Genomic DNA, 20,573 nt, shown 5'->3' with positions numbered 1-20,573 from the left:
TCTCAGTAGTAGACCTGAGGCACGGTCAGGTTGGTCGGCGAGATCTCGGTGCCGACCCATTTAACGAACAGCTCCTTGTAGCGACCGGTGCGTACCTGTTGATTGACGAACAGGTTGAGGTAGTTGAGCAGGCCGTACTCGCTGCGCTTGGCGCCGAGGGACACGTAGTCGATGACGTAAGGGGCGTTACCGGCGACTTTCAGGTTTTTGTATTTGCCTGACTTGAGGGTGGCGGCGGCCACGGTGTTGGTGACGACGGTGGCATCGATGTGGCCTTGGGCGACAGCCAGCAGGGTATCGCTTTGCGACTGGTAGGCTCGGAAGCTGCCCGAGCCCCAGTTCTTCACGTCTTTCTCCAGGGCGATGGCCTCATAGGTGCCGCTGGTGTTGCCCACCGCTTTGCCCTTGAGGTCGTCGAAGCCATTAATGCCGGTGTCGTCGCGGGTCAGCACCACCATCTGGAAGGCAAAGTAGGGCACGGTGAGGCCGACGGTCTTGGCGCGTTCGAGGGTGTCGGAGGTGGACGCGACGATCACGTCAGCCCGGCCGGAGACCAGTGCCGGAATACGATCCGGGAACGGCGTTTCCACCACCTCGGCCTCGACCCCGAGGATCTTCGCCAGGTCGCGGCAATAGTCCACATCGAAGCCGGCCGGCGAGTTGCTGGCATCGCGAAAGCCCATGGGCGGGAAGTCCAGGGTCACGGCGCAGCGCAGCTTGCCCGAACCTATGATGTCGTCGAGCTTGTCGGCCTGGGCAGTGGCGATAAAGGAGGTACTGAGAACAGCGCTGAGGGCTACGGCAAATGCGGGGTTTTTCATAGAGGCCTCGTTGATGTGGAGTGCTGTTGGATATCGTATTGGGGATTTCGTATACGATATTAACTATAGCAATCAACGTGCCTATTTCCAGTCCGAGGGGTGAATTAGTTGTCAGGCCTTGGCGTAGAGGTTTTGTAGCAGTGCAACCCGAGGCACGGTGACGCCAAGGTATCGGGGGCAGGTGTTACATATGGGAGCAGCGGTAGCGCGTGCGCCCCTTTAAGGAACACTGGCAGGCACGGGTGTACGCGGCCGGCGTAGGAGCTGGCGCAGCCTGCGATCTTTTGATCTTCAGCGCTGGTTATCGCGATACTGACTCGGCGACAAACTGGTCAGCGCCCGAAACTGCCGGCTGAAGGCACTGTGGTCGGTGTAACCACAGCGCAAGGCAATCTCGGTAATCGGCAATTCGGTGTGCAGTAACAACCGCGAACCTTCTTCCAGGCGCGCCTTATGAATCATTTGCCGTGGAGTGAGCTGGAACACCCGTTTGCAGTGCCGCTCCAATTGCGCCACGGAATAGCCAGCGATCGCAGTCAGTTCGGCGAGGCTGATGGAGCGGGCGAAGTGGCGGCGGATATGGGCATCCACGGCGGCGAGTTTCTGGAACGCCGGATGGTTCGACTGCGGCGATTGCAGGTCGCGGGAGATACCGGCCAGGCCCACGATCCGACCCTGTTCATCCTTCAACGCGAGTTTGTGGGTCAGGCACCAGATCGGCTGATTGCCATAATACAAATGCAACTCCAGCTGATCGGCCAGTTCGCGACCACTGGACAGCACGCGCCGATCCTGCTCGGTGTACAGCGGACCGAAGCGTTCCGGGAAGACCATTTCGGCGGTGCGCCCCAGCAGCTCGTCCCTGTGTTTGAAACCACAACGCCGGGCCAGGGTCTGGTTGACGAAGGCGTAACGGGCCTCGCAGTCCTTGATGAAAAACACCACGTCCGACAAGGTATCGAGCAACGGCGCGATGGGCTGAAGGCTGTTCAGCAGCGTCGGCAGGTCGCAAGGTTTGAAGGTGGTGAGCGATGGATACATGGCGCCGGGAGTCTGAGGGTGACCCCCGGGATCATAGAGACTCGGCAGCGTGGCCGAAACCCCAGGCGTGGTCATCACGCCGGCGGGGTATCGTCCAGGGACATCAAAGTTTCAATCCGCGCCGGGCTGAAGGGTGGGCGCGGTGCCGAGGGCTGCCAACCAAACAAATGCTGCACTGCGCCGCCACACACCCGGCCCTGGCAGGCGCCCATGCCACAGCGACTGGCGAGTTTGGCTTCGCGCCAGTCAGAGTGACCGGTCAATGCCGCGTACGGCACGTCTTCGCAGCGGCAAACCAGGGTGTCGGGTTGGGCCAGGGACTTGAGTCGCGGGTCGAGGGCGAACGCGCTGTTCAGCGCCTTGGCGAAACCCTGCCAGCGCGCCCGGCGCGGCCACAATTGCCTGGCGGCTTGCAGATTGCCGACCGCAGCGTGGCCGGCAATCGCACCTTCCACCAAGGCCAGCTCACTGCCGCCGAACCCTGTGCATTCGCCCGCCGCATAATGATCGGCACGGTTACTGGCCTGCCAGGTATCCACCGCGATGGCTTGATCTTCGATGGCGCAACCCAGTGCCTGACCCAACTGGATGTTCGGAATCAACCCGAAGCCACAGGCCAGCCGATCACATTCCAGTTCGACGATGTTGCCTTGTTGTTGCAGGCGCACGCCTTCCACTCGGTCGGTGCCAAGCGCCGCCAATACGTGGGTGGCGGTGCGGTAGCGGTGGTCAAACAGGCTGAACGATTGCAGCCATTTACCGGGCCAGCGCGGCAGTTGCGCGGCGAAACCGGCGAGGGCGCTGCGGCTGGCTTGTTCGGCGATGCGTTGCACTTGCGCGCCATGCTGTTTGGCGGTGGCGGCACTGGCCAGTAACAGCGGGCCGCTGCCGGCAATCACCACGCGCTCGTTCTGCACCGGCAAACCCGCCTTGATCAGCGCCTGCAAACCACCCGCACCGGTGACACCCGGCAGGGTCCAGCCGGGGAAGGGCAGCAGTAATTCACGGGCGCCGGTGCACAGAATCAGTTTGTCGTAGCTGATCAACCAGCCATGGTCGTCATCTTCCACCAGCAGTTGTTTCGCGCCGGGGGCGGCGATCACCCGAGTACCGGCGTGATGGCGGATGTTGTTGCACGACGCCAGACGCTCGCGCAGGCGCCGGGCCTGACCGGGTACATTGGCTTGAGGTCCGTCGCGCCAGATTTGCCCGCCCGGCAGCGGGTTGTCGTCGAGCATGACAATGCGCGCGCCGCTGGGGGCGGCGGCAAGGGCGGCGCTCATCCCGGCAGGGCCCGCGCCAATGATCAACAGATCAGCGTATTCATTCATGGGCGAGTCTCCACCTGCATGCCGTCACGGCACAGGGTCTGGCAAGCCAGGCGACGCCGGCCATCGATGGTCACCCGGCATTCCTGGCAAATGCCCATGCCGCACAGCGGCGCACGGCGCTGACCGCTGACCGAGGTGCGCGTGCAGCCGTCACTGGCCAACGCCAGGGCCGCGGCGACGCTGGTGCCTTCGGCGACTTTCAGGGCGTGGCCGTCCAGCAACAATTCAGGCATGGACCTGTTCTCCGAGAAAACGCTGGGGCAGATAAGGTTGTGCGGCCAGTGGCGGGGTTTCGTTGAACAGTTGGGCCACCAGTAAATCGGCGGTGCCGGGGGCGGTGGTTACGCCCAGTCCTTCGTGACCGACTGCCAGCCACAAGCCTTGATGTTGTGGATGTTGACCCACCAGCGGCAAGCCGTCGGGGCTGGCGGCGCGGAAACCGGTCCAGGCACGGATGCCATTGAGCCGGGCCAGCCCCGGCATGTACTCGGCGGCACGCTTGAGCATCTTCGCGAGCATCCAGCTTTCGACCTGCGGGTCGGTGGTGCCGAATTGCCGCGAGGCGCCGATGAACAGTTGCCCGGTGGGGCGCGGCTGGATATTGCAGGCGGTCGACGGCCCCGTGGCATTGTGGGCACTGGTGACGTAACCCAGTTCCACCAGGGTATGGGTGATGCTGCCGGGGTAGCGGTCAGTGATCAGCAAGTGGCCTTTTTTCGGCTCGATGGGCAATTCCGGGCACAGCTCGTTGGCTTGAATACCGTTGGCCAGCACCACGGCATCGGCACTCAACCAGTGACCATCATCGAGGCAGACGCGGTGGCCGTCGACCGCACTGACCCGTGCCCGGCGCTGGCGGATGTTCGGTGTTTCGAGCATCCATCCGGCCGTCGCCGGGGCGTATAGAATGCCGTCGCCATTGATCAGCAAGCCGCCTTCCAGTCCTTCGCGCAGTTCCGGTTCGCGCTGGCGCAGGGCATTGGCGCCGATCAATTCGCAAGCCACGCCCTGGGCTTGCAGGTTCAAGAATTTGCTGTAGGCCACCGCCATTTCTTCGGCATTGGCCGCCAGCCACAGCGTGCCGTTGCAGCGGTAGGCACAGCTGTCGGGCAGGTCCGCGCCCAGTTCGCGCCAGCGCTGCAACGAATATTGACTCAGGGCCAGTTCGGCGGGGTTGTCGTCGAGTACCAGCAAGTGGCCCATGCCGGCGGCCGTGGCCCCGTGCAGTCCGGCGTCCAACACCAGCACCTGCAAGCCGCGACGGGCCAGCGCCTGGGCACAGGCGGCGCCGATAATGCCGGCGCCGATCACGATCACATCGGCCACCTGGCCCTCGTTCATGGACGAATGCCCCAGGCGAACGGGTCGTCCTGTTCGATGATCAGGCTTGCCTCGGCACTGATGAACGCGCGCCCACGAATGGTCGGCACGATGCGCTCACCCTGCAGTTCGTAGGAACCCTCGAACTCGCTGCCGATGACGCTGGCCTGGCGCCAGATCTGCCCCGGTTGCAACTTGTCGTCGGCCGCCAGGCACGCCAGTTTGGCACTGGTGCCGGTGCCGCAGGGCGAACGGTCGTAGGCTTTGCCGGGGCAGAGCACGAAGTTGCGGCTGTCAGCGTGATCGTCGTCGGCGAACAACTCGACGTGATCGATCAAGCCGCCGTCTTCACCGCGAATGCCTTGGGCTTCCAGTGCCTGCTGCACGGCGAAGGTGTAAGCGGTCAGCGCTTCGAGGTTGTCGCCGGCCACCCGCAGGCCGTGCTCGGCGACCAGGAAAAACCAGTTGCCGCCCCAAGCGATATCACCGACCACTTGGCCGATGCCCGGCACCTGCACCGCCAGCGCCTTGCGATAACGGTAGGCTGGCACGTTGCGCACACTCACCGAATGGTCTTCGTGCAGGGTTGCCTGCACCGTGCCCACCGGCGTTTCGATGCTGTGCACGCCGGGGCCGATCTTGCCCAGGTGCGCCAACGACGCCACCAGGCCGATGGTGCCGTGGCCGCACATGCCCAGATAACCGGTGTTATTGAAGAAAATCACCCCGGCACAGGCACCAGGGTCCACCGGCGCGCAGAGCAGGGCGCCCACCAGTACGTCACTGCCCCGTGGTTCCAGCATACAGGCGGCGCGCCATTGATCATGCTGTTCGGCTAATGCCTTGCGCCGTTCGGCCATGCTGCCGGTGCCCAGGTCAGGAAAGCCGGCGGTCACCAGGCGGGTTGGTTCGCCGCCGGTGTGGGAGTCGATCACAGAGATGCGTTTCATGGGAGGGCCACGTCCATTCGGTTGAGTGAACGCAAGAGTGGCCCGTACGGCGAGGTGCCGGCTTGATGGATTTAGTCTGTGTCGATGACGAAATCGGCACAGCATCCGCAGCTGTCAGTGGCTGTGGGGCAGGTGCTCGAACAGGGTCGTGCAGACGCCGGCAATGTGCTCGTCCAGAAGTTTCACCGCCAGGTCCACATCCCCGGCGCGGCAGGCCGCCAGGATCTCGCGATGTTCGTGATCGGCCCGTTCCTTACCGGCCGACAAGCTCATCTGCATGCGTAGATAACGCTCCAGCTTGTCGTTGACCGAACGGATCAGACTCACCAGAAACGGTCGCTGCGCAGGCTCGTACAGGCAGGAGTGCAGCTCCCAGTTGAGCTCGGCCCAGCGCCCCACGTCGTCCTCGCCGATAAACTCCTGACAGATGCGCTCGGCACGGGCGAAGGTCTCTTCGGTCATGTTCGGAATGGCCAGGCGCAGAATCTTGTCCTCCAGCAACATCCGCACTTCGAACATCTGCGCCAGCTCCGCATCGGAAACCCGCGTGACCATCGCCCCGCGATTGCGCTGGAACATCACCAACCCTTCGGCCTCCAGCCGCTTGAGGGCTTCGCGCACCGGGATCTTGCTGACATTGAACTGGCGGGCGATGTCGTCCTGGCGGATCGGCTCATCCTCGGCAAAATGCCCGGCGACAATCGCATCCCGCAGATGCCGGGTGATGATTTCCGAAGTCGAAGGCGTGTTACCAAGGTCGGGTGCGTTGAGTTTGGTCAGGTTCACGGCGGCGGTCATTTGGAGTGAGATAGCGCTAGGGTATACGAAATTCTTTTGCTGATCTTCCCCGGTTCGACGTCGGTGCGCCCGTTTTCATTCAGGCTTGCGCCTCGTCCATTTCACCGTTTGCCATGGTTTACGCTGGAAGGATTGCCCGCTGCATAGCCGATCAGGCAGCCAATCCTTCTCAGAGACTATCCGGATCCCCGAAGAACATCTGAATCCGCGACCGCAACCAACGCTCCCCCGGATCATTATCCTGCGACCCGCGCCACGCCATGTGCAATTCAAAGCTGCGCACCGGCAACGGCGGGTCTTCCGCGCGCACACCGCCAGCGGCCGTTAGCGCATCGGCCGTGTAGTCCGGCACGGTTGCGACGATGTCCGTACCGGCCAGCAAGGTACTCAAGCCATTGAACTGCGGCACTGCGAGCACCACATGACGTTTGCGCCCGAGCTTTTCCAGTTCTTCATCTATGAAGCCGCTGAGGTCGCCGGCGAACGACACCAGTGCATGGGGGCGCGCGCAGTAATCATCCAGGCTCAATGGCCCCGGCACGGTGTCGGCGCGCAACAGCTTGGGCTGGCTGCGGCGCAGTACCTTGCGCTTGGCGTTGGCCGGCAGGTCGGTGGTGTAGCTGACGCCGATGGAGATCTCGCCGGAGGCCAGCAGCCCCGGCATCAGGATGTAGTTGACCCGACGCACCACCAGCACGATCCCTGGTGATTCGGCGCGCAGGCGCTTGAGCAGCATGGGCAGCAAGGCGAATTCGACGTCGTCCGAAAGGCCGATGCGGAACACGGCGGTACTTGTGGCAGGATCGAACTCGGCCGCACGGCTGACCGCGGTGGAAATCGAATCCAGTGCCGGCGAGAGCAGGGCGAAGATCTCGATCGCCCGGGCGGACGGTTCCATGCTGCGGCCGGTACGCACAAACAGAGGGTCATCGAACAGCCCGCGCAGGCGTGAGAGCGCCGCACTGATGGCCGGCTGGCCGAGGAAGAGTTTTTCCGCAGCACGGGTCACGCTGCGTTCGTGCATCAATGTTTCAAAAACGATCAACAGGTTCAGGTCGACACGACGCAGGTCATTACGATTCATCTGGAGTCCTGGCAGAGTCAGCAAACTTGACGTGGGCGGCCATATGAGAACAATGGCCAGCAGGAATATTACGGGGAAAGGCTGGTACTCTGCACCGGGTAATTCAGATTTCCTGAAAAGGTGGCTTCGGTTTCTTGCGGCATTTCACAATGTCGCCGCCCCTGCGGAATCAATGACAGGCATGTCGACTATTAATACCCACTGATAGTGTTGGGTTGAAAGCCCAGCTAGAGTTCAAGGCATTAGAGGTTCATTTGGCGAGGTTTGCGATGTCCCGCACGATCCGTTTTCACAAGTTTGGTCCAGCCGAGGTGCTCAAATGCGAAGAGCATGCGGCGGCTCTGCCTGCACCGGGCGAAGTGCAGGTGCGCGTCGAGGCCATTGGCATCAGCTGGTACGACACTCTCTGGCGCCAGAACCTGGCGTCGTCCCGCGCCCATCTGCCTTCCGGCCTCGGCCAGGAAATGGCCGGTATCGTCACGGCTGTGGGTGAGGGGGTGGATGACCTCGCGATCGGTGACAAGGTCGCCAGTTTCCCGGCCCAAAGCCCGAACGACTATCCGGTCTACGGAGAACTGATTGTCCTGCCGCGCTCGTCGCTGACCCGTTACCCGGACGTGCTGAGCCCGATCGAGGCCAGCGTGCATTACACGCCGCTGTTGGTCGCCTATTTTGCTTATGCCGACCTGGCACGGGTCAAACCCGGGCAATTTGCCCTGGTGACCGACGCCAGCCATTGCGCCGGACCTTCGTTCGTGCAACTGGGCAAGGCCTTGGGTGTTCGAGTGATTGCCGCAACCAAGTCTGCAGAAGAGCGTGAGTATCTGTTGTCGTTGGGCGCCGAAAAAGTCATCGTTACCGAGGAAGAAGATCTGCTGATACGGATCAACAAGATCACCGACAACCGCGGTGTGGACGTGGTCTTCGATGGTTTGGGCGGTCCTCAGATGTCGTTGCTGGGCGATGTGCTGGCGCCTCGCGGCAGCCTGGTGCTGTACGGCCTGCAAGGTGGCAACCAGACGCCATTCCCGGCCTGCGCGGCGTTCCAGAAGAACATTCAGTTCTTCGTGCACTGCATCGGCAACTTCACCGGCAAGCCGGAACTGGGCATCATCCAGGACCAGGTCGCACTGCAACGTGCCTTGCGCGACATCAACCAGTTGACCGCTGACCGCGTGCTGCTGCCGCTCAAGACTCGGGTCTTCCCGTTTGCCGAGGTGGTCGAGGCACACCGCTACATGGACGAATGCCCTTGCCGCGAGCGGGTCGCCCTGCAGGTCGAACCGGCGTAGCACTTGCCCCAAGAGCCGACGCAAAAGCCCCCCAAGAGTCCGTGCCCACACGGACTCTTTCGTTTGTGCCCCCTAAAAAAACCGTCGATCCGCAGACCGGTCCAGCAACTGAACTGGTTTTTGCCCGTAATCTGTAGCTTCTAATCAGCCACTAAGCCCTGATAATTGAATGATTACTTTCATCTCAAGGAATGAGTCATGGCTGGGTGTCAGGCTAAAACTTTTCAATGTGCGCTCTCGGTGCATGCCTTCGATTTAGTTAGTTGTTGTGTAGTTGCCCAAAAGACAGCAACAACTTCTTTCCTTATTTCTTGTGTTAAGTGTCTGTGGGACTGTGTCGGACGTTTCCTAGGACTTCGTCTCCAGTCGAGAAAACCCTTGCCAGCTGGGCGCTACAGCCTTGTCTTCGGCGTGCCTCAGAAGGGTTGTTACGATCGTTTCAAATGATTTCCAGAAAATTAAATTGCTAGCATTTGGCAATAAAGTCGATGACTCCATTCGTGCAGACAGTCCAGCGGAATGTGCTGTTTGCGCGAAATTGAACTTACGAGTACCAGGTAAATAAAGATGACCAGCATCCATGACCAAGCGATGAACTATGTCTATCAACAAGTGCTGCAGCGATTGCTGGGTTTCTTCTCCCGTGCCGAGCGCACTGCATTGCAGTTGTTGATTCAGCGTCTGGCCGTGGCGGCAGGGGGCATGGAGCGTATGGGTGATTACAAGGTGTTGGCAGTCCAGTCAGGGGCTCGCGACAACTGCTACAGCCTGGCGCTGTTGCGTGCGGCGCAATTGACCATCGCCACGCGGGCGCCGGCGACATTCCAGTTGCGCATCGCCTCGTTGCGGTTGAACGGGACCAGCCGGGCGGCCGTGGGAAACATGCACCGGACCAACAGCGCACTGTTTGTCTATGACGATCCGCGGGTCGAAGTGCTGATGGTCGATGATCGGGAAGTCCTGCCGTTCGATCACCTGAGGCCGATCTCCGACGCCGGCCGTGAGTCCAGCCGCGTGAACCTGCTGCTGATCGGCCATCGCCGGGAATGGCACGGCGGGTTCGACCTGTGGGATGACGGATACCTGGCCACGGGAGAGTTCTACGGGCAAATCGCCCGCTGGGACGGTGGCGTCGACGCCTTGCTCGTCAGTGACACGCCGCGTCAGCAAAAACAGTTCATCGACGGCCTGAAGCGTGCCGCCACCAAGGCAGGGCTCAAGCCCTCGTCCGTGGGCGAGGCCGGCCATGCGGGGTTGTTTGCATTGCTCGATGAGCTGGGCAGCGACTGTTATCAGGCGTTTTATGCCGATGACAGCCAGGCGCGATGGCGTCCTGAAGAGCGTTTTGAGACCTGCCGTCGTACCACCTGCATCGAGATTCACGACCTGCTGGTCAGCAACCTGGAAGAGCGCTGGTCATTGCTGACTGAATTTCTCGGCTTCCAGCCTGACGAACTGTCCGCGCAGATCAGCGACAACGAATTCGTCAGCGCGTCGATTTCGGCGCACGTGCGTGGGTTGCAAGCGAGCTTCGTGCAGGGCCGCGATTACCAGTCAGGCGTTGAGCAGTACCTGCAACGCGCCCTGGTGATGATGCGTCGCAAGCGCTTGCCCGAGCGTTTGTGCGAGCAGGCCATCGCGGTGTTCGGTAACCCGGCGACACTGGGCGATCAGCGTGCCCGCGCGGCGGCCGAGGCGCAAAAGAACCTGGGCCTGAGCGAAGCACAATTGGTGTGTCTGCTCTTTGCGCCTTTTATCGAAGAAGGTGCGGGGCTTGAGCGATTTTTGCGTCAGTGCCATCCGGGCATGCTGGTGGCCATGCCCGAGTTGCATCGGGCCATGCAGGGGCATCCGGTCGCCGAGCAGATCATGCAATGGATGATTGATGTCAGCGGATTGCCCGTTAGCCTGATTGGCCGGCTTTATCGCATGGAGCGGGCGCCAGGCAGCGGTGACGGGGCGCCCGAAGCACAGATCCAGGACGCCGCGTTGCAAGAGGCAGCGGGCGATCCTGGCACCGGCAACACCTTGGTGGATGAATGGTCAGCGGGTCACTGAGGGTGAGCGGACTATCAGCCCGTGCGGTCGGCCTTCAGCCATGAAAGGTCCACGAGAAACGGATTTCGCCTATCAGGCCGTTTATCGCTATCTGGGCAGTCTGATCAATGAGTCCGAAGGAGATTCACGCATCCGCCTGCCGTCGCTGCGGCAGCTGGCAGAGCGCCTCAATGTGTCGATTTCGACCATTCAGTACGCCTATTCGCTGCTGGAGAAGGAAGGGCGTGTGTTTTCGGTGGCCAAGTCGGGTTATTACGCGTTGCCAGTGTCCTCTTACAACCCGCAGGACAGCGGCAGCGATCTGCTCGAAGCTGTCTATGTCAATGCCAGGCGTCCGGGGATGCTGGTCCTGAGCGCCGATGAACCGGCGTCGCTGCAACCGCTCGACAGCCCGTTGTTGCTGCTGGAGCGGGAGTTGCTGCGCCAGTATCCCCGGCAGCCGCAGTCGCCCTCGCAACCCTGCGGCGAGCTCGAGCTGCGCACTGCCCTGGCCGCACGCTACACCACGTCTCCCATGCGTTACTGGCACGCCGATGATGTCTACATCGGCGCCGACCTGCGTGGCGTCCTGGAAATCCTCATCGCCGTGCTGGGTTTGAAAGATGCCACGGTAGTGGTTGAATCGCCGTGCGACTGGACGATCCTGCGGTTGTTTCAAGCCGCCAGCGTGCGGGTGATCGAGTGGCCTGTGCAAGCCGATGGTTGCCTCGATCCGCAACGCCTGAAAACGTTGCTGGCGACTGAGCCGGTACGGCTGGTGATGCTGTCATCGGCCCTGAACATGCCCCGTGGCAGCCTGGCGCCTGAGGAAAACAGGCAGGCCATTGCCCGGCTGTTGGCCGCGCATGACAGTTGGGTACTGGAAAATGACTGTTATGGCGAGCTCGGATTCGACCCGGGCGGCCTGCGCTTTCGCGACTTGCTCGACCCTGAACGGCTGATGGTGTTTTCCGCGTTCGAGAAAATCATTGGTCCGGAAGCGCCCTACGGCTACCTGCTTTCAAGGCACTTGAGCACCGAGTTGCAACGGCACTTCCTGTTGCGTTCGTTTCGACTGTCGCCGATTCGCCAGAAAGCCATCGCCCGTTTGTACAGCAGCGGCCGCATCGATCAACACCTGCTTGTGCTGCGCCGGCTACTCAAGGAGCGCAAGAGCCAAATGACCCAGTTGTTGCAGGAGCGACTGGGTGATGCCTTGCATTTCGTCGAGCCGCAAGGCGGTGCAACGATCTGGGTGCGTTCGTTGCGCCGGGTCAATGTCCGTCGTGTGTTCCAGCGCCTGCTGGCACAGCAGGTGGTCATCGCGCCGGGCGAACTGTTCAGCCTCCACGGTCTGCACGGGCAGTATTTACGCCTGAGTCATACCTTCGGTGGCGATCACAACCTGGCGGTCGCGCTGGGACTGCTGGGGGATGCGCTGCGCCTGGAATCGATCGAGTGAGGGAGACAAAAAATAACAACCACCACTGTGTGGGATCGATCCCATCGCGTTGCGGTCAAACTGCCAGTAAACTGCTGCTCACTTCCTGAACCACTCTATTCCAGAGGTTTTGCATGACACTCAGTCCTTTTGCGGGTAAACCGGCACCGGCAGAATTGTTGGTCGACATCCCGCGACTGGTAACGGCCTATTACACCGGCCAGCCTGATGCCGCCATTTCGACCCAGCGCGTTGCCTTCGGCACGTCGGGGCACCGCGGCAGCTCGTTCGACCTGAGTTTCAACGAATGGCACGTGCTGGCGATCAGCCAGGCCATTTGCCTGTATCGCGAAGCTCAGGGCATCGATGGCCCGCTGTTTGTCGGTATTGACACCCACGCGCTGTCCACGCCGGCCGGTGCCAGCGCCCTTGAAGTGCTGGCGGCCAACGGCGTGACCGTGATGATCGCCGCGGGCGACGAGTACACCCCGACGCCGGCCATTTCCCATGCGATTCTCTGCTACAACCGTGGCCGCACCAGTGGCCTGGCGGACGGCATCGTCATCACGCCGTCGCACAACCCGCCACAAAGCGGTGGCTACAAGTACAACCCCACCAACGGTGGTCCGGCCGATACCCACATCACCAAGTGGATCGAAGCCAAGGCCAACGAATTGCTGGCCAACAAGCTCGCCGGGGTCAAGCGCATCAGCTACGAGCAGGCCCTGAAGGCCGGCACCACCCATCGTCACGATTACCTCAACACCTATGTCGCCGACCTGATCAACGTGATCGACTTCGACGCCATCCGCGATGCCAAGCTGCGCCTGGGCGTCGATCCGCTGGGTGGAGCAGGGGTGCGCTACTGGTCGGCGATTGCCGAGCATTACCGTCTGGACCTGGATGTGGTGAACAAGCAGGTCGACCCGACCTTCCGCTTCATGACCGTCGATTGGGACGGCCAGATCCGCATGGACCCATCGTCCAGCCATGCCATGCAAGGCCTGATCGGCCTGAAAGAGCGCTTCGACGTGGCGTTTGCCTGCGACCCTGACCATGACCGCCATGGCATCGTCACGCCGTCCGGTGGTTTGCTGGCACCGAACAACTACCTCGCCGTTGCCATCGACTACCTGTTCCAGAATCGTCCGCAATGGCGCGCCGATGCTGCTGTGGGCAAAACCGTGGTCAGCAGCGGCTTGATCGATCGCGTGGCCAAACGCCTGGGCCGTCGCCTGTACGAAGTGCCGGTCGGCTTCAAGTGGTTTGCCGATGGGCTGTTCGACGGATCCCTGGGTTTCGGCGGTGAAGAAAGCGCCGGTGCCTCGTTCTTGCGCAAGGACGGCGGCGTCTGGAGCACCGACAAGGACGGTTTGATTCCGGCCCTGCTGGCTGCCGAGATGACGGCCCGGACCGGTCGCGATCCGAGCCAGGCGTACCGTGCCTTGACCGATGAACTGGGTGAGCCGTTCTCGGTACGGGTCGACGCCAAGGCCAACCCGGAGCAGAAAGCCCTGTTGAGCAAGCTGTCGCCGCAACAGGTCACTTCGACCCAACTGGCCGGCGAGCCGATCCAGAGCATCCTCAGCCACGCACCGGGCAACGACCAGGCCATTGGCGGTCTCAAGGTCATGACCGAAAACGGCTGGTTCGCGGCGCGTCCGTCGGGCACGGAAGACATCTACAAGATCTACGCCGAAAGCTTTGTCAGCGACGACCACCTCAAGCAACTGGTGGCCGAGGCGCAAACGCTGGTGGATGGTGCCATTTCCGCGAAATAAACACACAACCCTGTGGGAGCGGGCTTGCTCGCGAAGGCGGTGTTTCAGTCAACATTGAAGTTGAAGCTGATACCGCTTTCGCGAGCAAGCCCGCTCCCACAAAGGGTTCGATGCAGCAACTAAAAAGGGGCGACCAACACGGTCGCCCCTTTTTTTTGCAATTGCGCTCAGTGAATCAAGCCAGATCCACCAACACGATCTCACTGTCCTCGATGGCCGTCACACGCAGCACCTGCTCATCGGCCACCGCGACACCGTCTCGAGCTTGTGCGCGCAAACCATTGACTTCAATGACCCCGGTGGCCGGAACCAGGTAGGCACGACGACCGCTGTCCAAAAGGTACTCGGCCGTTTCACCGGCCTTCAGATTGGCGGCCACCAGCCGGGCATCGGCGCGGATGCGCAGGCTCTGCTCGTCGCCTTCCTTGCCGCTGGCCAGGGTGACAAAACCTTCGCGGTCGCCTTTCGGGAACGGTTTGGCGCCCCAGGACGGTGCCAGGCCTGTCTCGTTCGGGATGATCCAGATCTGGAAAATCCGGGTCGGCGTCGCTTCCAGGTTGTACTCGCTGTGGGCGATCCCGGTACCGGCGCTCATGACCTGGACGTCACCCGCTTCGGTCCGGCCCTTGTTGCCCAGGTTGTCCTGGTGGCTAATGGCGCCTTCACGGACATAGGTGATGATTTCCATGTCCCGGTGCGGGTGTTGCGGGAAACCGGTGCCGGGAGCGATCACGTCGTCATTCCAGACCCGCAGGTTGCCCCAGTTCATGCGCTGTGGATCGTAGTATTCGGCGAACGAAAAATGGTGATGCGCATCCAACCAGCCGTGGTGAGCACCGCCAAGGGTTTTGAAAGGTCTGAGTTCAAGCATGATCGTCTCCAGAAAAGGTTCGTCATGGGGCGAAGCGCCTGAGCCACGAAGCGAGACCGGTGGTTGATGACGGCCATCATCCATCAGGCAACAATCGATAAAAAGCGTAAAAAATGCGCCATTCCCATCGAATCAATTGATATGAAATAGGCTCGAAACGCTCTCATCCAACCTTCACTTCATCGCATAAGCCAATGAGTCATAAGCAATTCACTAGAACTCAATGGCAAATGCAGACACCATAGCGCTCAACAGCCTCACACCCTGGAGTCAGTCCGCGTGCCGCAACACACCCCCGATCTTCCGCCTGAACTTCGCCCCCTGGCCGAGATGCCGCTGATCAAGCGCCTGCTCGCCCGGTTCTTCGGTTACAGCCTGACCCGCCTGCACGCACAGCATCGTGCATCGTGGTTGCATGGCCAGGCCGACGGTTTTCGCAGCGGTCACAGCGCCGGGGTCGATTACGGCTACAGGGAAGGCAAGCTCGAGGGGTTGGAGGAGGGACGGCAGGTCCTGCTGATCCGCGACACGCGCGCCACTGAACACCGGCCACCGAATGTCGATGACCTGCTGTTCGACGATTGGCGCCTGCCGCTGAGCGCCGAGTTGAAGAAGCGCATGAAAGCTGATGTCGCCCGGTTGCTGCCAGCCCATGCCCAGCCCAGCGCCGCACAGTGGAAAATGATCTTCAGCGACACGCCGTCCACCTCGGTGATCGCCGGTGCCGGCGCAGGCAAGTCGACCACGCTGGTGTTGCGCATCTTGCTGTTGAGCCATTACCTGGGTTTCGAGTTGAGTTCGATGACGGTGGTGACCTTCACCCGCGAGTCGCGCAAGGACTTCATCAACAAGCTGATCGAACTGTTTGCGCTCTGGGGCCGCGCGATCAGTTTCAAGGAGGCACGGGACCTGGTGCGCACCTTTCACTCGCGGATCCTGCCGATGGTGCGCAGTCTTCCGGGTTTCGAGCGCTTGCAGGCCTTTGAGAATCTCAGCCTGCGGGCTGCACAGGGTGATGAGGAGGTCGACAGCAATCCGTTCGACCTGCGTATCAACGACGCTCAGCGCCAACAGCTAAACGCCTGCTATCACCGTCTGCACAGTAACGACGAGCGCTTTCGTGAGCTGATCAAGCCATTGTCCCGGCATGCCTTGCAACTCAAGGAGCTGGAGCGGGATCACCCCGATGTGCAGAAACGCATGGGCGTCACCGAACTGGCGGCCAAGCGTGATGAAGAGTTGTGCGACGCCATTGAAGACCTGTGGTTTCGCGCCGGTGCCTGGCCCATCAAGGGTATCGAACCGAACCGCCAGTCATTCGATATCAACGGCTCGACATTCCACTGTCACGGCTACATCCCGACGCTGGACGCCTGGGTGGTGCTGGGGTTCGATCCTCGGGAGAACCCGCAGGTCACGCGGCCCAATGCCAAGCTGACGGTGCGCGCAGAATGGGCAGTAAAACGCACCTTGTTTCAAGCTTTCTGTCGTAAGCCATTGATTTGGATGGATAGTTACGAGTCATCAAAGCGTGTTCTGGCCTCTCTGGCGGGCGATGCCAGCGCCGGGCCGGGCTTCGATTACAAGGTCAAGGGCGAACTCGCTTCCGCGCCGTTGCTCGATTGCTTTGTCGCCGCCGCCGGGTTCATCGAAAACCTCGGGCTGGATGTGCCGAGTGCCGTGGGACAGATGAGTTTCGCCAAGGACGATCCCGACCGGTACTTCTTCGAGGCCCTGAGCCTTTACTGGCGGGCGCTGGAAGATCATTTGCTCGAGCAGAAACCACCGATCATGACCTACAACCGGATGTTCGCCCTGTTCAGCGAGCATTCGCCGGAGAACCTCAAACTGTTGAGTGATGAGCTGCTGCGGCCGTTGTCACACCTGATGATCGACGAATTCCAGGACGTTTCGCCGCAAATCGTCTCCTGGATCAGGGCCAGCCTGGCGGAGATCCGCAGTCGCGGCCCGGCCATGCACGTCGGACGGGGTGCCCAGCGTTCCTCGCTGCTCTGTGTGGGCGATGACTGGCAATCCATCTATGGCTGGCGCGGCAGTTCGCCGAGCTACTTCATGGAGTTCAACAAGGAGTTCCCGTCGCCGAGCACCACCAAGGTCATGCTCAGCGACAACTACCGCAGCCACCAGCACATCATCGATGCCGCCGAGCACATCGTGCGCGCAGCACCGGCGATTGCCGGGAAGAAAGCCAAGGCCAGCGGTGAACCCAGGGCATTGCTGCCGGTGAACGTCCTCGATCGTGATGACCAGGGCATGGCGCAGCGCCTGATGGAGCATTATCGAAAGGGTGATTCAATCTTGATGCTTTATCGAAAAAGTAGCGATAAGTCATTGATAGAAGAGCATATTCAGTCAGTACTTAATGTTGATTCGAGCTTGCCCCATGCCGCTCGCAGGCTCAAGCAACTGACGTATCACAGCGCCAAGGGCCTCCAGGCCGATGCGGTGTTTTTGCTGGGTGACTGCCAACACCTGACCAGTTCGCCCTACAAGAATCAGGTTTACCGGATGGCGGGCCTGGGCAAGGCCGGTGACAGCGAGCCCTACGACAATGCCCAGAAGGACGAGATCCTGCGCCTGGCCTACGTGGGTATTACCCGCGCCGTCAGCCATTGCTACTGGTACGTCGACGCACAAGACACTCAGGCCGCGAACATGCCCAAGGCGTCCGACCGGATCGGCAAGGGCAAGGCGTTCTTTGCCGACCATCGTAAAAGCCAAACCACTGCCTGACTTCTGAATCGACACTTTGTGGGAGCGAGCTTGCTCCGGGCGGCGTTCCGACGATGGACTCAAGAGCGCCGCGTTCAGCCAGTAAATACGCGTTATCGTTAACGACCATCGCGAGCAGGCTCGCTCCTACAGGGGAACTGCGTTCAACAAAAAGCCCACTTCAAGTGGGCTTTTTTTGGGGGGTAGGCTTCAGGCATAACTCCTGATGGCCTGCGGTGGAACGAAAGCTTCAAGTTCATCCTCCACCGCTTCGATTATTCGTTCTACATCCGCGGCATTCATGACGGTGGCGCAAGGAATACCGGCAATGGCGATCATGGTCTCGCCAGTGGCACGATCGAAAAGACGGGCAATCATGCTGCCCGGCGCGTCCATGCTCGCCTCGAAACCCATGGGATGAAAATGCCAGCGCATCAGCTGGCAGGCGTTTGGAAACGTGACCTTACTGAACCCTCTATTCATGTGTTGCCCGCCTTCAGTATCGAGCGCTTCCTTTAGCTCATGGTAGGAGGGAAGAACCTTCAATGGCTCAACCAGTGACAGTCTTTAAAAGTAGCATCCGAATGTGAAAAGAATGTGGTTTTTTCAGCTCGTTTGGCGATTGCCACCCTTTTTTTGATTCAGGTCACGCTTGCTTGATATTGGCGGCCCGAAACCCGCATCCGTTTAGTCGTTGAAGACAAAGCGGAAGTTGGGCAAGCTCGGTTTTTTCCGTCGAGACTTTCAATGCACGCCGAGGATGATGGTCCGCTGCAAACCCAGGCCACGGGCGAGACGGTCATGCGCTATCACTTGCGCTGGAAGCACCGGGATCTGGACGGGGTCATGGCGCTCTATCACCCTGAAGTCCAGTACAACGACTTTTTCCAGAATCGGGTCATGGGCCTGGCCGAATTGCGCGACTACGTGCGCAGCAGCATGCCCCGGGATCCGGATGAGGCGCTGGAGCACTCCGACCGCATTCGACTGGACGGCAACACCGCCTTCATTCAGTACCGCATCACCCTGCGCGGTGGTGAGGGGCTGGTGTCGTTCCGCGCCAGCGAGGCGATCACCGTCAAGGACGGGCTGATCTGGCGGGTCAATGAATACGCTTCGCTGGTGCATGAGCAACCCGTCAGCAAAACCACCCCCGGCCAGCGCCCGGCCAGCGCCCGGCGGTCAGCCGGCTGGGCCTGTCGCCTCGCCAGTTGAGCTTCATGGCCGATGACCTGCAGCAGTATTTCCAGCGCCAGCAGCCGTATCTTGACCCGGAGCTCGACCTGCAACGGGTGGCGAACGAGTGCGGGTACAGCCGTAACCAGATTTCCTATCTGTTGAACCAGGTGTTGGGCCAGAGCTTCTATCGCTACGTCAACCAGGCGCGCCTGCAACACTTGCTCGCGGCGCTGGATGACGCCACGCCACCGCTGCGTATCGATGAACTGGCGTTCGCCGCCGGATTCAATTCGCTGTCGGCGTTCTACAGCTGTTTCCGCCAGCACACCGGCCAGTCACCCAAGGCCTACGTCAAACAAATTTCTTTGCGTGCACGCGCGCAAGACAGCGCCTGAGCCCACGCACTAGGATCGACGCCATCGAAGTTTTCAGTGGCGGAGTCTTGCATGCCGGCGTGGCGCACTATCAGTTTGTGGATGGACCAGCTCGACGAGCCGTTGTTGGCGCGTCCGGCGCTGGAGCGGGACCTGGATGTGGACGTGGCGATCATCGGCGCCGGCTACACCGGTCTCTGGACCGCGTACTACCTCAAGCAGCAGAAACCGGAGCTGAACATCGCCATTGTCGAAGCGCAGACCGCCGGTTTCGGTGCGTCGGGGCGCAATGGCGGCTGGTTGATGGGCAACTTGCTGGGTGAAGATCGCCTGCTGGCCGGTTTGCCGGTCGAAGAGCGCCGCGCTTCCTACGATTTGTTGCATGGCATTCCGGATGAAGTGGAGATTGTCCTCGAACGTGAGGGCATCGACTGCGATTTCCGTAAAGGCGGGGTGCTGTATTGCGCTGCGCGTTATCCGGAGCAGGCGACCAGCCTGCGTCACTACCTGGACGATCTCCACCGCCAGGGCCTCGACGATAGCCACTATCGCTGGCTGAGCCCGGAACAACTGGCGCAGCAGATCCGCGTCGCCAAACCCTATGGCGGCATCTATGCGCCGCACGTGGCGACCATCCACCCGGCCAAGCTGGTTCGCGGGCTGGCCCGGATGGTGGAGCGCCTGGGGGTGAGGATCTACGAAAACAGCCCGGTCACCCATTGGCAATCCGGCAGCCTGCGCACGGCGAAAGCGTCGGTGCGCTGTCACTGGGTCGTTCCGGCAGTAGAAGGCTACTCCGTCACCTTGCCGCCCCTGGGGCGTTATCAGATGCCGGTGCAGAGCCTGATCGTCGCGACCGAGCCGCTGTCGGCGGCCACCTGGGATGAAATCGGCCTGAGCCGTGGCCAGGCGTTCAGCGAGGCCAGTCGACAAGTGACCTACGGCCAGCGCACCGCTGACAACCGTTTGATCTTTGGCGCCCGTGGCGGCTATCAGTTCGCCGGCAAGCTGCGCCACGACTTCGAGCTGACCACCGATGAAAAAGACCTGCGGCGCTACCTGTTCGGCGAGCTGTTCCCGCAGTTGAAGAACGTGCAGATCACTCATTCCTGGGGCGGCAACCTGGGCATGTCCCGGCACTTCAAGCCGCACATGCTCTGCGACCGGGCCAAAGGCATCGCCTTGTCTGGCGGCTATGGCGGGGAGGGCGTTGGCGCCAGCAACCTCGGTGGACGCACGCTCGCCGACCTGATCCTGGGGCGCGACACCGATCTGGTGCGCCAGCCGTGGGTCCTTCCGCAGCGGGGCCTCGACGCGCTCAGGGCCTGGGAGCCGGAACCGATCCGCTGGCTCGGCTACAACGCAATCATCCGCAGCTTTGTCCATGAGGACCAGACCCTGGCCAACCCGGCTACTGCGCCCTGGCGGCGCAAGCTGGCCAGCGGGGTGGCCGGTTTCATGGAAGGTTTCATGCACTAAACGGCGCGCTCTTCATCGACAGGCTACATCGACAGGTAATC

Annotated in this window: 16 protein-coding genes and 1 pseudogene; 7 read left to right on the top strand and 10 right to left on the bottom strand. The window is 61.2% G+C overall.

Features of this window, described 5'->3' with window-relative positions; translation table 11 throughout:
- Positions 1–2 precede the first annotated feature (2 nt).
- From KW846_RS06695 to KW846_RS06660, 8 genes are all read right to left on the bottom strand, one after another.
- Entirely contained in the window at positions 3–821 is an 819-nt protein-coding gene (locus tag KW846_RS06695; protein ID WP_116583191.1) for a transporter substrate-binding domain-containing protein, read from the bottom strand.
- A gap of 291 nt (positions 822–1,112) precedes the next feature.
- Positions 1,113–1,862 carry an AraC family transcriptional regulator gene (locus tag KW846_RS06690; protein ID WP_033052353.1) on the bottom strand — a complete coding sequence of 250 codons (750 nt, stop codon included), beginning with the start codon at positions 1,860–1,862 and terminating at the stop codon, positions 1,113–1,115.
- A gap of 74 nt (positions 1,863–1,936) precedes the next feature.
- Positions 1,937–3,193, bottom strand: a complete 1,257-nt coding sequence (locus KW846_RS06685) for an FAD/NAD(P)-binding oxidoreductase (RefSeq protein ID WP_218481712.1) — start codon at positions 3,191–3,193, stop codon at positions 1,937–1,939.
- Positions 3,190–3,426 carry a 2Fe-2S iron-sulfur cluster-binding protein gene (locus KW846_RS06680; protein ID WP_007994312.1) on the bottom strand — a complete coding sequence of 79 codons (237 nt, stop codon included), beginning with the start codon at positions 3,424–3,426 and terminating at the stop codon, positions 3,190–3,192. The genes KW846_RS06685 and KW846_RS06680 overlap by 4 nt, the downstream gene beginning before the upstream one ends.
- Positions 3,419–4,534, bottom strand: a complete 1,116-nt coding sequence (locus KW846_RS06675) for an FAD-binding oxidoreductase (RefSeq protein WP_218481711.1) — start codon at positions 4,532–4,534, stop codon at positions 3,419–3,421. The genes KW846_RS06680 and KW846_RS06675 overlap by 8 nt, the downstream gene beginning before the upstream one ends.
- Entirely contained in the window at positions 4,531–5,463 is a 933-nt protein-coding gene (locus tag KW846_RS06670; protein WP_218481710.1) for a 4-hydroxyproline epimerase, read from the bottom strand. Before KW846_RS06670 ends, KW846_RS06675 begins: the two co-directional genes overlap by 4 nt.
- A gap of 114 nt (positions 5,464–5,577) precedes the next feature.
- A complete protein-coding gene (locus KW846_RS06665; RefSeq protein ID WP_116583187.1) occupies positions 5,578–6,261 on the bottom strand; it encodes a GntR family transcriptional regulator in 684 nt (227 codons plus the stop codon).
- 169 nt (positions 6,262–6,430) lie between these two features.
- The gene (locus KW846_RS06660; protein WP_053160139.1) at positions 6,431–7,345 is read right to left on the bottom strand and encodes a LysR family transcriptional regulator; all 915 of its coding nucleotides are present in this window, start codon (positions 7,343–7,345) and stop codon (positions 6,431–6,433) included.
- A 269-nt stretch (positions 7,346–7,614) separates the two neighbouring features.
- Here KW846_RS06660 and KW846_RS06655 point away from each other — a divergent pair, with 269 nt between their 5' ends.
- The 4 genes from KW846_RS06655 (at position 7,615) to pgm (ending at position 13,896) form a co-directional block, all read left to right on the top strand.
- A complete protein-coding gene (locus KW846_RS06655) occupies positions 7,615–8,637 on the top strand; it encodes a zinc-dependent alcohol dehydrogenase family protein (RefSeq protein ID WP_007970597.1) in 1,023 nt (340 codons plus the stop codon).
- Between the two features lie 567 nt (positions 8,638–9,204).
- Positions 9,205–10,695, top strand: coding sequence for a hypothetical protein (locus KW846_RS06650; protein WP_218481709.1), 1,491 nt, complete (start codon positions 9,205–9,207; stop codon positions 10,693–10,695).
- Between the two features lie 40 nt (positions 10,696–10,735).
- Positions 10,736–12,136, top strand: coding sequence for a PLP-dependent aminotransferase family protein (locus KW846_RS06645; protein WP_218481708.1), 1,401 nt, complete (start codon positions 10,736–10,738; stop codon positions 12,134–12,136).
- 113 nt (positions 12,137–12,249) lie between these two features.
- The gene (gene pgm, locus KW846_RS06640; RefSeq protein ID WP_218481707.1) at positions 12,250–13,896 is read left to right on the top strand and encodes a phosphoglucomutase (alpha-D-glucose-1,6-bisphosphate-dependent); all 1,647 of its coding nucleotides are present in this window, start codon (positions 12,250–12,252) and stop codon (positions 13,894–13,896) included.
- 175 nt (positions 13,897–14,071) lie between these two features.
- On the opposite strand, the gene KW846_RS06635 is transcribed toward pgm, so the two are convergent.
- Positions 14,072–14,767 (bottom strand): pirin family protein, encoded by a 696-nt coding sequence (locus KW846_RS06635; protein ID WP_218481706.1) that lies wholly within the window; start codon positions 14,765–14,767, stop codon positions 14,072–14,074.
- Positions 14,768–15,046: 279 nt separating this feature from the next.
- On the opposite strand from KW846_RS06635, the gene KW846_RS06630 reads away from it, so the two are divergent.
- A complete protein-coding gene (locus KW846_RS06630) occupies positions 15,047–17,521 on the top strand; it encodes a UvrD-helicase domain-containing protein (protein ID WP_218481705.1) in 2,475 nt (824 codons plus the stop codon).
- Between the two features lie 189 nt (positions 17,522–17,710).
- On the opposite strand, the gene KW846_RS06625 is transcribed toward KW846_RS06630, so the two are convergent.
- Positions 17,711–17,983 carry a DUF1652 domain-containing protein gene (locus tag KW846_RS06625; RefSeq protein WP_218481967.1) on the bottom strand — a complete coding sequence of 91 codons (273 nt, stop codon included), beginning with the start codon at positions 17,981–17,983 and terminating at the stop codon, positions 17,711–17,713.
- A gap of 264 nt (positions 17,984–18,247) precedes the next feature.
- On the opposite strand from KW846_RS06625, the pseudogene KW846_RS06620 reads away from it, so the two are divergent.
- A pseudogene (locus KW846_RS06620) lies at positions 18,248–19,074 on the top strand (helix-turn-helix domain-containing protein).
- Positions 19,075–19,125: 51 nt separating this feature from the next.
- Positions 19,126–20,532 (top strand): FAD-binding oxidoreductase, encoded by a 1,407-nt coding sequence (locus tag KW846_RS06615; RefSeq protein WP_218481704.1) that lies wholly within the window; start codon positions 19,126–19,128, stop codon positions 20,530–20,532.
- Positions 20,533–20,573: the final 41 nt, after the last annotated feature.

This window comes from Pseudomonas sp. PDM32 (assembly GCF_019219225.1).
In the GTDB taxonomy this organism is placed as follows: Bacteria; Pseudomonadota; Gammaproteobacteria; order Pseudomonadales; family Pseudomonadaceae; genus Aquipseudomonas; species Aquipseudomonas laurylsulfatiphila.
This window is presented reverse-complemented; position numbering and strand designations above follow the sequence as displayed.

Excerpts from the sequence above, each read along its gene's own strand:
- KW846_RS06695 (WP_116583191.1), bottom strand. The coding sequence starts at position 821 with ATGAAAAACCCCGCATTTGCCGTAGCCCTCAGCGCTGTTCTCAGTACC.
- KW846_RS06690 (WP_033052353.1), bottom strand. The coding sequence starts at position 1,862 with ATGTATCCATCGCTCACCACCTTCAAACCTTGCGACCTGCCGACGCTG.
- KW846_RS06685 (WP_218481712.1), bottom strand. The coding sequence starts at position 3,193 with ATGAATGAATACGCTGATCTGTTGATCATTGGCGCGGGCCCTGCCGGG.
- KW846_RS06680 (WP_007994312.1), bottom strand. The coding sequence starts at position 3,426 with ATGCCTGAATTGTTGCTGGACGGCCACGCCCTGAAAGTCGCCGAAGGC.
- KW846_RS06675 (WP_218481711.1), bottom strand. The coding sequence starts at position 4,534 with ATGAACGAGGGCCAGGTGGCCGATGTGATCGTGATCGGCGCCGGCATT.
- KW846_RS06670 (WP_218481710.1), bottom strand. The coding sequence starts at position 5,463 with ATGAAACGCATCTCTGTGATCGACTCCCACACCGGCGGCGAACCAACC.
- KW846_RS06665 (WP_116583187.1), bottom strand. The coding sequence starts at position 6,261 with ATGACCGCCGCCGTGAACCTGACCAAACTCAACGCACCCGACCTTGGT.
- KW846_RS06660 (WP_053160139.1), bottom strand. The coding sequence starts at position 7,345 with ATGAATCGTAATGACCTGCGTCGTGTCGACCTGAACCTGTTGATCGTT.
- KW846_RS06655 (WP_007970597.1), top strand. The coding sequence starts at position 7,615 with ATGTCCCGCACGATCCGTTTTCACAAGTTTGGTCCAGCCGAGGTGCTC.
- KW846_RS06650 (WP_218481709.1), top strand. The coding sequence starts at position 9,205 with ATGACCAGCATCCATGACCAAGCGATGAACTATGTCTATCAACAAGTG.
- KW846_RS06645 (WP_218481708.1), top strand. The coding sequence starts at position 10,736 with ATGAAAGGTCCACGAGAAACGGATTTCGCCTATCAGGCCGTTTATCGC.
- pgm (WP_218481707.1), top strand. The coding sequence starts at position 12,250 with ATGACACTCAGTCCTTTTGCGGGTAAACCGGCACCGGCAGAATTGTTG.
- KW846_RS06635 (WP_218481706.1), bottom strand. The coding sequence starts at position 14,767 with ATGCTTGAACTCAGACCTTTCAAAACCCTTGGCGGTGCTCACCACGGC.
- KW846_RS06625 (WP_218481967.1), bottom strand. The coding sequence starts at position 17,983 with ATGAATAGAGGGTTCAGTAAGGTCACGTTTCCAAACGCCTGCCAGCTG.
- KW846_RS06615 (WP_218481704.1), top strand. The coding sequence starts at position 19,126 with ATGCCGGCGTGGCGCACTATCAGTTTGTGGATGGACCAGCTCGACGAG.